Origin of the sequence: Nonomuraea sp. NPDC049637 (assembly GCF_040675235.1) — a bacterium.
Lineage (GTDB): Bacteria > Actinomycetota > Actinomycetes > Streptosporangiales > Streptosporangiaceae > Nonomuraea.
The window spans coordinates 98,227-109,760 of sequence record NZ_JBFAOM010000022.1 but is presented as its reverse complement, the minus strand read 5'-3'; the positions used below and the strand labels follow the sequence as shown (position 1 = coordinate 109,760).

Below are 11,534 nucleotides of genomic sequence, written 5' to 3'. Positions count from 1 at the left end.
AGTGGTCAGCAGCTGTTGCTGTTACCGGTGGTCTCGACTTCTTCGACCTTCTTGATCTCGATCGTCATGAGCGATCCTTCCGTCGATCTTGATGGGCCGATGAGATCATAAAGTAAAGATCGCCCCTTTTGATAGACCCAAGTACGAAATATCCGTGAAATCGTCTTATATCCGCGCAATAAAGTCGCGGGAACGTTTCCACATTAGCGCCGCCGACTCTTCCGAGTATCCGGGAAGATCGGGATCGGCGAACAAGTGCACATTTCCCGGATAAATGAAGCACTCGAATAACGGCCCCAGCTCCGTCCGCAGACTGCGGACGTCACCGGCGTCCACCCACGGGTCGCCCTCCGCGTAGTGGAGCTGCACCGGCACCGAGACCGGCCACCCCTGCGCGCTCACCTCGGCCACGGCCGCACAGCCGTGGTAGAGCAGCAGCCCCCGGGCCAGCGGGTGCGTGGCCGCCAGGAGCTGGGCCCCGAACCCGCCCAGTGAGAACCCGGCGAACACCACCGGCCCGCGCACCTGCGCGGCGATCTCCCGCCAGCGGCGCGCGAGCTCGTCGAAGCCGATCGCGTCCCGTTTGCGCAGCCCGGATTCGAGGTCGTCGAAGACCTCGCCGTCGTAGTAGTCGGGCGTGCGCACGACGTGCCCGCCCGCGCGAAGCGCCTCCGCGGCCCCCATTACCCCCGGTCGCAGGCCCTGTGCGGAGTGCAACAGGATGATCTCTGCCATGTGCACTGTGTACCACCGCGCGCAGGCCCCACCAAGGGCCCCGTTCGGGCACCCTCCCGTGCCCCGCCGCGCCGGCGTGCGGGTCCCCGGGCGGCGGCCATGTCCGCCCGGGGGGTCGCGCGGGTCAGGAGCAGGTGTAGGCGGACGGCGTCGCGGTGTCGCCGCCCGGCCTGCTGACCTGGAACCCGAAACTGGTGCTCGCGCCGGGCGCGAGCGTGCCGTTGTACCCGGCGTTCCTGGCGGTGACGTTCTGCCCGCTGACGGTGACGGCGGCGTTCCAGGAGCCGGTCAGGGTGTGCCCGGCGGGCAGGGTGAAGGTGACCGTCCAGCCGTTGATCGGGGACGTGCGGGTGTTGGTGACGGTCACGGGCTGGATGACGTACCCGCCGCTCCACTGGGTCTGCACGGTGCCCGCTGCGGTGCAGCCGCCCCCGCCGCCCCCGGTCAGGGTGGTGAAGGTGACCGCCGGGGACTCGCCGGACAGGTTGCCCGCGCCGTCGCGCGCCCGCACGTAGACCTGGTACTGGGTGGCCGCGGTCAGGCCGGTCAGGTTGATGCTGTTGCCGGTGGACTGGCCGAGCTGGGTGTCGGTGCCGCCCTGCTCGCGGTAGACGTTGTAGCCGGCCAGGCCGCTGCCGCCGGTGTCGGTGGAGGCGGCCCAGGTGAGGGTGGCCGAGTTCGCGGTGACGTTGCCCGCGGTGGGGGCGCCCGGCGTGCTGGGCGGGGTGGTGTCGGTGGAGGCGCCGCCGGCCAGGGCGTCGTGCACGGCGGTGTACGACGGCTTCTGCTGGTAGCTCTCGTTGTAGATCAGCGCGGCGCCCTGGCCGGGGAAGGTGTCGGGCACCCAGGAGTACTTGTCGGTGAAGCCCCAGATCGTCACGCCCTGGCAGGCGGTCACCGCGAGGCAGGCGTTGACGACGTTGCGGTAGTAGGTGGCCTGGGTGGCGTCCTTGGTGGCGTCCCTGGGGGTCTGCATGCGCACGTCCAGCTCGGTGATCCGGACCTGGACGCCGAGCGCGGCGAAGCGCTGCAGGTTCTGCTGGAAGTCGCTGGGGAAGCCGTACTGGATGGCCAGGTGGGACTGGAAGCCGACGCAGTCGATCGGCACGCCCTGCTGGCGCAGCGAGGAGACCAGGTTGTAGATCGCCGTGCTCTTGGCGTTGATGCCCTCGGTGTTGTAGTCGTTGATGCACAGCTTGGCGTCGGGGTCGGCGGCGCGGGCGGCGCGGAAGGCGTCGGCGATGTAGCCCGAGCCCAGCGTGTTGTACCAGAACGACGTGCGCAGGTTGCCGTTGTCCTCGAAGACCTCGTTGACCACGTCCCACGAGACCACGGCCGGGTTGTCGGCGAAGTGGCCGACGACGTTGGCGATGTGGTTCTGCATGGCCGCGCGCATCGCGGTCGCGCTCAGGCCCTGCACCCAGCCCGGCGTCTGGTTGTGCCACACGAGGGTGTGGCCGTGCACCTGCTGGTCGTTCTGGGCGGCGAAGGCGACGATCGCGTCGGCGCCGGAGTAGTTGAACTGGCCCTGGCTGGGCTCGGTGGCGTCCCACTTCATCGCGTTCTCGGCGGTGACCTGGCTGAACTCGGTCGCCGCGATGGTGCGGTAGGACGTCTCGCCGGACAGCGGGCCGGTGGCGAGCGCCGTGCCGATGAACTTGCCCTTGGCGGACGCGTGCGTGCGCAGCGGCGCCGAGGCGTCGGCGGAGGTGGCGGGGAGGAGGAAGGCTGCGAGAATCCCCAGCAGGGCGAGGACTCTGACGGACAGGGACGAGAGCACGGGCATCTACCTCCGGAGGCAGGCACTCGATTCCGAAACCTTTCGATCCGCGGCGGATCGCACCGCAGACGGTATTGACATGCGAGAGAACGGTCAATGCCGATCCCACCCAGCCCCCAAAAGAGCAGTTGGCGAGCGAAAAATATCGGCTTTCACATGAAACTTTCACGGCTGCCCGCCCCCGGGGTTTTGGCTGCTCTAGCGCGACGTACCTACCGGTCGGTACTGTGAAAGTCCGGAATAATCGTCTGATGCGGGAGTTCTGCGCATGTCCCTTTCGCACGCCCAGGTCCAAGCCCAGCTCACCGGCCCCGGCCAGCTTTTCGAGACCGAGGAGATCGGCGACACCGGGGTACGCACGTGGAAGCACGCGCCGGCACACTTCCGCGCCCTGCTGGAGACCAGCAGGTTCCACGGCGAGCAGGTCTTCCTGGTCTACGAGGACGAGCACATCACGTTCGAGGAGCACTTCCGCCGCGCCGCCACCCTGGCCGGCCGCCTGGTCGAGGAGTACGGCGTCACCAAGGGCGACCGCGTCGCCATCGCCATGCGCAACTACCCGGAATGGGTGGTCTCGTTCTCGGCCGCGCTGGCCGCCGGAGCCATCGCCGTACCGCTGAACGCCTGGTGGACGGAGGCCGAGCTGGCCTACGGCGTGCGCGACTCGGGGGCCAAGGTGCTGATCGCCGACGGCGAGCGGGCGGTCAGGCTGGCCTCCACGGGCGTGCCGATGATCGTGACCAGGGGCGAGGCGCCCGAGGGCGCGCGGTCGTTCGACGACGTGCTGGGCGAGGTCACCGCCGACGTGCGGCTGCCCGACGTCGAGCTGTCCCCCGAGGATCCGGCGACGATCTTCTACACCTCCGGCACCACCGGCCGGCCCAAGGGCGCGCTGGGCAGCCACCGCAACCTCGGCCAGTCCCCCATGACCGTGGCCTACGGCCTCGTCCGCTCGGTCACCATGGCCGGCAAGGACGCGGGCGCGGCGGCGAGCGTGCGCCGGGTGACGTTGCTGACCGTGCCGCTGTTCCACGTCACCGGCTGCTTCTCCGCCATGATCACCTCGATGTTCACCGGCGGCGGCGTGGTGCTCATGTACAAGTGGGACCCCGAGCAGGCGCTGCGGCTGATCGAGCGCGAGCGCGTCACCACGATGATCGGCGTGCCGACCAACGCCTGGCAGCTCATGTCGCACCCCGACTTCGGCAAGTACGACCTGTCGTCGCTGACCACCCTCGGCTACGGCGGCGCCCCCGCCCCGCCCAAGCTGCTGGAGCGCATCACCACGAACCTGCCCGACCGCGCCCCCTCCAACGGTTACGGCATGACCGAGACGACCGCCCTGGCCATCGGCAACGGCGGCGCCGAGTACCACGCCAGGCCCGACAGCATCGGCATGCCCTCGGCCGTCGTGGACGTGCGCGTGGTGGACCCCATGGGCGCCGAGCTGCCCGCCGGCGAGGTGGGCGAGCTGTGCGTACGCGGCCCGAACGTGATCATGGGCTACTGGAACCAGCCCGAGGCCACGGCGCAGACGTTCGTGGACGGCTGGCTGCACACCGGCGACCTGGCCAGGATCGACGAGGAGGGCTTCGTCTACATCGTGGACCGCGCCAAGGACATGGTGATCAGGGGCGGCGAGAACGTCTACTGCGCCGAGGTCGAGGCCGCCCTGTTCGAGCACCCGGCGGTGGACGACGTGGCGGTGATCGGCGTCCCGCACGACGAGCTGGGCGAGGAGGTCGGCGCGGTGATCCGGCCGGCGCCGGGCCGGTCGGTCACGCCCGAGGAGCTGCGCTCGTTCCTGGCGGACCGGATCGCCAAGTTCAAGATCCCGGCGCACGTGTGGTTCCGCGAGGGCGAGCTTCCCCGCAACCCCGGCGGCAAGATCCTCAAGACCCACCTGCGCCGCGAGGTCCTCGGCTCCTGACCGTCCCCTCCCGGGACGCCGTACCTCTCCGGACCCAGCTTCCGGGACCCGCACCCTCCTGAAACCCCTCCGGGGCGCCTCCGCAAGGAGGCGCCCCGTTCTTTTTCCCCGAAGAACCCGCAGGTCAGAGAGCGGTTCGCGGACTTCATTACCTGGCGCGTAATCGCGGCCCCTACGCCCCGGCTGACATCGTTCAAGTGTCGCAACCAGCACTTGAAGGAGCCAAGATGACCGCCCTCACCGTCACCGCCGACCGGACCAGGTTCCTGCGCCTCGCACTCGCCGCGGACGCCGTCGTCACCGGCGGCAACGGGCTGGTCTACCTGGCCCTGGCCGGCCCGGCGAGCGACCTGCTCGGCCCGGGCGCGGGCCTGCTGCGCGAGATCGGGATCTTCCTGCTCGTGTACGGCGCCGCCGTCGGCCTGCTGGCCTCCCGCCCCGCGATCAACCCGGCGGCCGTCAAGGCCGTCATCGGCCTGAACATCGCCTGGACCCTGGGCAGTGTGGCCGCCGTCGTGACCGGCGCGCTCGAACTCAGCACGCTCGGCGCCGTCTGGGCCATTGCCCAGGCCCTGGTCGTGGGGCTGTTCGCCGAGCTGCAGATCACCGGCCTGCGCCGGACCCGCCGCTAGCAGCTCTCCTGAGAACCGTTGAAAGAACTCCTGGCAGAAAGTGAGATCGTCATGACCACCGAACTCGTCGAGCGCTACGTCGCCGCCTGGAACGAGACCGACGCCGACGCCCGCGCCAAGGCCGTCGCCGAGCTGTGGACCGAGGACGCGACCTACACCGACCCCATGGCCGACGTGGCCGGGCACGCCGGGATCGCCGCCGTGATCGAGGGCGCGCAGGGCATGTTCCCGGGCCTGGTGTTCACGCCGGGCGAGGTGTTCGACGCCCACCACCACATCGCCCGCTTCACCTGGCACCTCGGCCCGGCCGGCGAGGAGCCCCTGGCCGTCGGCTTCGACGTGATCGAGCTGGCCGAGGACGGCCGCATCCGCAAGGTCCTCGGCTTCCTCGACAAGGTGCCCGCCGCCTGACATCCCTCCCGCGAAGGCCCCCGGTCCCCCCGGGGGCCTTCGCCGTTCCTAAATGATTTGCCCTCATCGCGGACGTGGTCCGACAATCAGACTTCGTGCCACTCATGCGCCTGCTCCGTCAGCTCTCCCCCGACCTGAGCCCGCTGCGCGACTCCCGCGACTACCGGCTGCTGTTCGGCGCCGGTGTCGTCACCATGTTCGGCACGATGATCACCATGGTGGCGTTGCCGTACCAGATGAAGGAGCTGACCGGTTCCTACGTCGCGGTCGGGCTGATGAGCCTGGCGGAGTTCGTGCCGATGGTGGTGTGCGGGTTGTGGGGCGGCGCGATCGCCGACGCGCTCGACCGCCGCCGGATCATCGTGCTGAGCGAGCTGGGCCTGCTGGTCACCACCGCCGCCCTCGTGGTCAACGCGATGCTCCCCCACCCGCAGGTCTGGGTCCTGTACGTGATGGGCGCCCTGTCCACCGGCATCGCCTGCCTGCAGCGTCCGAGCCTGGAGGCGGTGATGCAGCAGGTGGTCCGGCACGACCAGCAGGCCGCGGCGGCGGTGCTGAACAGCCTGCGCTGGAACGTCGGCGCGATCGTCGCCCCGGCGCTGGGCGGCCTGCTGCTGGTGCACCTCGGCACGCACGTCGCCTACGCCATCGACACGGCGACCTTCGTGCTGTCCCTGGCGCTGCTGTGGCGCATCAGCTCGCTGCCGCCCGTCGAGGACGCCGCGCCCGCCTCGCTCAGGTCGCTGGTCGAGGGCGTGCGGTACGCCACCGGCCGCGGCGACCTCATGGGCACGTACCTGGTGGACATCGCGGCCATGGTGTTCGCCATGTCCAACGCGCTGTTCCCGTTCCTGGCCGACGAGCTGCGCTCGCCCGAGTCGCTCGGCCTGCTGTACTCGGCCGCCGCCGTGGGCGCGCTGGCCGCCTCGGTGACCGGCCGCTGGACGGCCCGCGTCCAGCGGCAGGGCCTCGGCGTGATCGTCGCGGCGGCGCTGTGGGGAGTGGCGATGACGCTGACCGCGCTGGCCCCGAGCGTGTGGCTGGTCTTCCTGTGCATCGCGCTGGCCGGCGCGGCCGACATGATCAGCGGCATCTTCCGCACCACGATGTGGAACCAGACCATCCCGCAGGAGCTGCGCGGGCGGCTGGCGGGCATCGAGCTGCTGTCGTACGCCAGCGGCCCGATGCTGGGCAACGCCCGCGCGAGCCTGATGGCCAACTTCGGCGGCACCCGCTTCTCGCTGGGCGCGGGCGGCCTGCTGTGCGTGGGCGCCGTTCTCGGCCTGGCCGCCGCCCTGCCCGGGTTCCGCCGCTACGACGCCAGAACCGACGAGCACGCGATCGCCGAACGCGCCCGCCGCCTCGAACAGTCGTCCGACCAGCCCACCCCGGCCTGACCGGCCGGCCACCCCACCGGCCGGGGCGGGGCCCTACTCCGGCTCCCGCCAGCCGTCGTACCGCTCCACCAGCTCATCCACCTGGCCGAGGGCCTGCTCGTTGAGCCCCTCCACGACGACGAGCCACTGGGCGTCCTCGGCGTCGTCCTCACCGGCGAGCGTCTCCCGTACCACCCGGGGCACGCCGAGCCCCGGGAACCACTCCCCCAGCGTCTCGGCGACCTCCTCGGCATCCCCACGCTCGCCGAACACCAGCAACTGCCTCATGCCCCACATTCTCCCGCGAGTTGCACGCGTGTACGTTCGTTCACCGAGCGTGAGCGGAGTGCAGTGACTAGCGTTGGAGGATGACTGCCGAAGCGGTCCTCCCCGACTGGGCCTTCCCTCCGCCGCAGGGCTTTGTCGCCGAGGACCTCGACCGCATTCCGGATCTGCCTCCGCACACCGAGCTGATCGACGGAAGCCTGGTCTTCGCGGGCCCCCGCCAACGCTTCCACCACGACGTGATCTTCGGTCTGCACCGAGCGCTCGCCGAGGCCGCCCCCGACCGCCTCCAGGTCTGCCAGGCGATGGCCGTGAAGCTGACCCCCGAACAGCGGCCCGAGCCCGACCTGATCGTCCTTGGGCCACAAGCGCCTTCCGACGAAACGATGACCTGCTAGCAGGCCAAGGATGTCGTCCTCGCCGCCGAAGTGGTCTCGCCCGCCTCCGAGGTGCGCGACAGGAAGCGCAAGCCCACCCTCTACGCCGAGGCGGGCATCCCCCATTTCTGGCGCATCGAGAAGGCCGGCGCGCTGCCGGTGGTCTACGTCTACGAGCTCGACCCCGCCACCGGTACCTACATCGGCACCGGTGTCCACCATGACCGGCTCAAGCTGACCGTGCCGTTCGACATCGACATCGACCTCACCGCCCTCGGCCGGCGCCGCAAGTAGAAAGGGCCGGTACGGCGATCCGTACCGGCCCCCTGTGATCGGCTCAGGCGCTGCGGAGCTGGGCGCCCACGCGGTCGGCCGCCATCGCCACCGCCGCGTCCCTGGCCGCCGTCGTCTCCTCGACCGTCAACGTACGGCCCGCCGCCCGGAACCGCATCGTGTAGGCGAGCGACTTGTTCCCCTCGCCCACCTGCTCACCCGCGTAGACGTCGAACAGCCGCACCGACTCCAGCAGCTCGCCGGCCCCGTCGCGCAACGCCGCCTCCACGTCGGCCACCGGCGTGAAGTCGGGCACGACGAGCGCCACGTCCTGCGTCGCCACCGGGTACGGCGACACCGGCGGCGCCTGCACCGGCCCGGGCATGCCCGACTCCAGCCGCGACAGCTCCAGCTCCATGGCGGCGGTGCGCGGCGGCAGCCCGTACGCCTCGATGACCCGCGGGTGCAGCTCACCGGCGTGCCCCACCAGCGTGTCGCCCACGTAGAGGGCGGCGCACCGGCCCGGGTGCCAGGGCTCGTGCTGGTCGGCGCTGATGGACAGCTCGACCCGCGACTCGGCGGCGACCAGCCGGGCGGCCTGCACGGCGTCGGCCCACGAGGCCTGCCGGCCCGAGCCCCACCAGCCGGACCGCTCGAACTCCCCGGCCAGCACGACCGCGACCCGCAGCGGCTGGTCGGGCAGCGCCGCCTCGATCGAGGCCAGCTCCTCCTCGGTGGGACGGCGCGAGACGCCGAGCACCGGAGCGGCGGCGGGGGCGTTCTCCCGGGGCCGGTAGACCGCGCCCGTCTCGAACAGCGCCACGTCGCCGAAGCCGCGCCCGACGTTGCGGACCAGCGTCTTGAGCAGGCCGGGCAGCAGCGTCGTGCGCATCAGCGGCTCGTCCTCCGACAGCGGGTTGGCCAGGCGCATGGCCCGGCGTCGCGCGTCGTCGGCGGGCAGCTGCAGCCGGTCGAAGTCGTCGGCCCCGATGAACGGGTAGCTGAGCACCTCGACGTGGCCGCCCTCGGCCAGCGCCCGGCCGACCCGCCGGCGCAGCCGCTGCCCCTCGGTCAGCCCGGCGCCCGCCGGGGCGCTGGGCAGCACCGACGGCAGCCGGTCGTAGCCTTCGAGCCGGATGACCTCTTCGGCCAGATCGTTGGGGTCGGTGAGGTCGGGCCGCCACGACGGCGGGGTGACCGTGATCATGTCGGGGCCGGTGACGGCCAGCCTGGCGGCCAGCTCGCCGCCGGTCACGACGCCGGTCGGGTCGACGCCGCCCTCGCGCACGGCCGGGTCGTCGCCGTCGGTCACCAGGCAGCCCACCTGCTCCAGGCGGCCGACGACGACCTCCTTGGAGTACGGGACGCCCGCCACGGCCGACGGATGACCGGCCGGGATCGCGATGCGCGCCGGCGTGACGTCGACCTCGGCGTGCGTCACGCCGGGCTGCACGGTCGCGCCGCCCAGCTCGGCCAGCATGCGCACCGCCCGCCACGAGGCGACCAGCGGCAGCTCGCGGTCGACGCCGCGCTCGAACCGCTTGGACGCCTCCGACACCAGCCCGTGCCGGCGCGACTCGCGCGAGATGCCGGTGGCCGAGAAGTGGGCGGCCTCGATGACGATGTCGGTCGAGCCGTCGGAGATCTCGGTCTCCAGGCCGCCCATCGTGCCCGCCATGGAGATCGGGCCCGACTGGTCGGTGATGAGGATGTCGTCGGGGTCGAGCTCGCGCACGACGTGGTCGAGCGTCTCCAGCCGCTCGCCCTCCCGGGCCCGCCGGACGACGATCTCGCCGGTCAGCTTCGACCGGTCGAAGGCGTGCAGCGGCTGGCCCAGCTCCAGCATCAGGTAGTTGGTGATGTCGACGGCCAGCGACACCGGGCGCATGCCGGCCCGGCTGAGCCGCACCCGCATCCACAGCGGGCTCTGGGCGGCCGGGTCGAAGCCGCGCACCTCGCGCAGCACGAACCGGTCGCAGGCCGTCGGGTCGCCGATGGAGGCCGGCCAGGACGGCTCGGTCTCGGCGGGCACCTCGACGTCGGCCGGGTCGCGGAAGGCCACGCCGAACGCGGTGGCCACCTCGCGGGCCACGCCGCGGACGGACAGCGCGTAGCCGATGTCGGGCGTGATCTCCAGCTCGATCACGTCGTCGCGCAGGCCGAGCAGCTCGACCACGTCGGTGCCGATGGGCGTGCCGGCGGGCAGCACCATGATGCCGTTGTGGTCGTCGCCGAGGCCCAGCTCGCGCTCGGAGCAGATCATGCCCTCGGACATGCGCCCGTACGTCTTGCGCGCCCCCACCTCGAACCCGCCCGGCAGCACGCCGCCGGGCAGCACGACGGGGACGCGGTCGCCGGCGACGAAGTTCGTGGCGCCGCAGACGATCTCGCGCGGCGTCGCCTCGCCCACCTCGACCTTGCAGTGCCTGATCGGCTTCTTGAAGCCGGTGAGCTCCTCGATCTCCAGCACCTCGCCGACGACGACGTTCTTGACGTCGTGGCCGTAGGAGGTGATGGATTCCAGCTTGAGCCCGGCCATGGTGAGCCTGTCGGCCACCTCGTGCGCGGTGGCCGCCGGGAGATCGACGTACTCCCGCAGCCAGGAGAGCGGGACCTTCATCAGATCTCCATTCCGAACGGGAGCGTGAAGCGCACGTCCCCCTCGATCATGTCTCGCATGTCTTCGGCGTTGTGGCGGAACATCAGCGTGCGCTCGATCCCCATGCCGAACGCGAACCCGGAGTAGCGCGAGGGGTCGACGCCGCAGGCGATGAGCACCCGCGGGTTGACCATGCCGCAGCCGCCCCACTCGATCCAGCCCTCGGACTTGCAGGTGCGGCACGGCGGGTTGCCGGGGATCGCCGAGGCGCCGCGGCAGACGAAGCACTTCAGGTCCATCTCGGCGGACGGCTCGGTGAAGGGGAAGTAGTTCGGCCGGAACCGGGTGGTGATGCCCTCGCCGAACATGACCTCGGCGAACCTGTCGAGCGTGCCCTTGAGGTGGGCCATGGTCAGGCCCTCGTCGACGGCCAGCCCCTCGGTCTGGTGGAAGACCGGGGTGTGGGTGGCGTCGAGCTCGTCGGTGCGGAACGTCTTGCCCGGCGAGATGACGTAGACCGGCAGCTCGCGCTGGAGCAGCGCGCGGATCTGCACCGGCGAGGTCTGGGTGCGCAGCACCATGCCCGACTCGGTGGAGTCCACGAAGAACGTGTCGTGCTCGGAACGGGCGGGGTGGTCGGGGGCGATGTTGAGCGCGTCGAAGTTGAACCACTCGCCTTCGAGCTCGGGGCCCTCGGCGACCTCGTAGCCCATGGCGACGAACGCGTCGGCGATGCGCTCCTGCAGCGTGGTCAGCGGGTGACGGGCGCCGCGCGGCCGCCGGTCCCAGGGCAGGGTGACGTCGACGGTCTCCTCGACGAGCACCCGGGCGTCGCGCTCGGCCTCCAGCTCGGCCTGGCGGGCGGCCAGCGCCTCGCCGATCGCTCTGCGGGCGCCGCCGACGCGCTTGCCGGCCTCGGCGCGGGCGGCCGGCGGCAGGGCGCCGATCTCGCGGTTGGCCAGGGCGATGGGCGAGCGGTCGCCCGCGTGCGCCAGCCTGGCCTGCTTGAGTGCGTCGAGGCTGTCGGCCGCCTTGATCGCCGTGAGGGCGTCGGCCTCCATGCGGGACAGCTCGTCGGCATGCAACGGCGTCACCTCGACGGGGTCGTAGTCAGACAAGAGTGAGCTCCGTATCCA

The 11,534-nt window shown here is 71.1% G+C and carries 10 protein-coding genes and 1 pseudogene; 6 read left to right on the top strand and 5 right to left on the bottom strand.

From position 1 onward, the window contains the following. Nucleotides 1-165 precede the first annotated feature (165 nt). Entirely contained in the window at nt 166-735 is a 570-nt protein-coding gene (locus AB0J71_RS28325) for a dienelactone hydrolase family protein (RefSeq protein ID WP_352324392.1), read from the bottom strand. A gap of 124 nt (nt 736-859) precedes the next feature. Further along, nucleotides 860-2,521 carry an endo-1,4-beta-xylanase gene (locus AB0J71_RS28320; RefSeq protein WP_364416817.1) on the bottom strand — a complete coding sequence of 554 codons (1,662 nt, stop codon included), beginning with the start codon at nt 2,519-2,521 and terminating at the stop codon, nt 860-862. Nucleotides 2,522-2,783: 262 nt separating this feature from the next. On the opposite strand from AB0J71_RS28320, the gene AB0J71_RS28315 reads away from it, so the two are divergent. From AB0J71_RS28315 to AB0J71_RS28300, 4 genes are all read left to right on the top strand, one after another. Further along, a complete protein-coding gene (locus tag AB0J71_RS28315) occupies nt 2,784-4,445 on the top strand; it encodes a class I adenylate-forming enzyme family protein (RefSeq protein WP_352324389.1) in 1,662 nt (553 codons plus the stop codon). 227 nt (nt 4,446-4,672) lie between these two features. Then, on the top strand, nt 4,673-5,077 hold the full coding sequence (locus tag AB0J71_RS28310) for a hypothetical protein (protein ID WP_352327927.1): 405 nt from the start codon (nt 4,673-4,675) through the stop codon (nt 5,075-5,077). A 51-nt stretch (nt 5,078-5,128) separates the two neighbouring features. After that, the gene (locus AB0J71_RS28305) at nt 5,129-5,488 is read left to right on the top strand and encodes a nuclear transport factor 2 family protein (RefSeq protein ID WP_352327926.1); all 360 of its coding nucleotides are present in this window, start codon (nt 5,129-5,131) and stop codon (nt 5,486-5,488) included. 104 nt (nt 5,489-5,592) lie between these two features. Beyond that, nucleotides 5,593-6,885 carry an MFS transporter gene (locus AB0J71_RS28300; RefSeq protein ID WP_352327925.1) on the top strand — a complete coding sequence of 431 codons (1,293 nt, stop codon included), beginning with the start codon at nt 5,593-5,595 and terminating at the stop codon, nt 6,883-6,885. A 33-nt stretch (nt 6,886-6,918) separates the two neighbouring features. On the opposite strand, the gene AB0J71_RS28295 is transcribed toward AB0J71_RS28300, so the two are convergent. Next, the gene (locus AB0J71_RS28295; protein WP_364416815.1) at nt 6,919-7,152 is read right to left on the bottom strand and encodes a hypothetical protein; all 234 of its coding nucleotides are present in this window, start codon (nt 7,150-7,152) and stop codon (nt 6,919-6,921) included. Nucleotides 7,153-7,232: 80 nt separating this feature from the next. On the opposite strand from AB0J71_RS28295, the gene AB0J71_RS28290 reads away from it, so the two are divergent. Together AB0J71_RS28290 and AB0J71_RS28285 are read left to right on the top strand one after the other, a co-directional pair. Further along, complete coding sequence (locus AB0J71_RS28290) at nt 7,233-7,547, top strand: hypothetical protein (protein WP_364416813.1); 315 nt, start codon at nt 7,233-7,235, stop codon at nt 7,545-7,547. Between the two features lie 18 nt (nt 7,548-7,565). Continuing rightward, nucleotides 7,566-7,820 (top strand): annotated as a pseudogene (locus AB0J71_RS28285) (Uma2 family endonuclease); the annotation flags it as partial. Between the two features lie 43 nt (nt 7,821-7,863). Here AB0J71_RS28285 and AB0J71_RS28280 read toward each other — a convergent pair. Together AB0J71_RS28280 and pheS are read right to left on the bottom strand one after the other, a co-directional pair. Beyond that, complete coding sequence (locus AB0J71_RS28280) at nt 7,864-10,419, bottom strand: phenylalanine--tRNA ligase subunit beta (RefSeq protein ID WP_364416811.1); 2,556 nt, start codon at nt 10,417-10,419, stop codon at nt 7,864-7,866. Beyond that, the gene (gene pheS, locus AB0J71_RS28275) at nt 10,419-11,459 is read right to left on the bottom strand and encodes a phenylalanine--tRNA ligase subunit alpha (RefSeq protein ID WP_352327928.1); all 1,041 of its coding nucleotides are present in this window, start codon (nt 11,457-11,459) and stop codon (nt 10,419-10,421) included. The genes AB0J71_RS28280 and pheS overlap by 1 nt, the downstream gene beginning before the upstream one ends. Between the last annotated feature and the right edge of the window lie 75 nt (nt 11,460-11,534).

Excerpts from the sequence above, each read along its gene's own strand:
- AB0J71_RS28325 (WP_352324392.1), bottom strand. The coding sequence starts at position 735 with ATGGCAGAGATCATCCTGTTGCACTCCGCACAGGGCCTGCGACCGGGG.
- AB0J71_RS28320 (WP_364416817.1), bottom strand. The coding sequence starts at position 2,521 with ATGCCCGTGCTCTCGTCCCTGTCCGTCAGAGTCCTCGCCCTGCTGGGG.
- AB0J71_RS28310 (WP_352327927.1), top strand. The coding sequence starts at position 4,673 with ATGACCGCCCTCACCGTCACCGCCGACCGGACCAGGTTCCTGCGCCTC.
- AB0J71_RS28300 (WP_352327925.1), top strand. The coding sequence starts at position 5,593 with ATGCGCCTGCTCCGTCAGCTCTCCCCCGACCTGAGCCCGCTGCGCGAC.
- AB0J71_RS28305 (WP_352327926.1), top strand. The coding sequence starts at position 5,129 with ATGACCACCGAACTCGTCGAGCGCTACGTCGCCGCCTGGAACGAGACC.
- pheS (WP_352327928.1), bottom strand. The coding sequence starts at position 11,459 with ATGGAGGCCGACGCCCTCACGGCGATCAAGGCGGCCGACAGCCTCGAC.
- AB0J71_RS28315 (WP_352324389.1), top strand. The coding sequence starts at position 2,784 with ATGTCCCTTTCGCACGCCCAGGTCCAAGCCCAGCTCACCGGCCCCGGC.
- AB0J71_RS28280 (WP_364416811.1), bottom strand. The coding sequence starts at position 10,419 with ATGAAGGTCCCGCTCTCCTGGCTGCGGGAGTACGTCGATCTCCCGGCG.
- AB0J71_RS28290 (WP_364416813.1), top strand. The coding sequence starts at position 7,233 with ATGACTGCCGAAGCGGTCCTCCCCGACTGGGCCTTCCCTCCGCCGCAG.
- AB0J71_RS28295 (WP_364416815.1), bottom strand. The coding sequence starts at position 7,152 with ATGAGGCAGTTGCTGGTGTTCGGCGAGCGTGGGGATGCCGAGGAGGTC.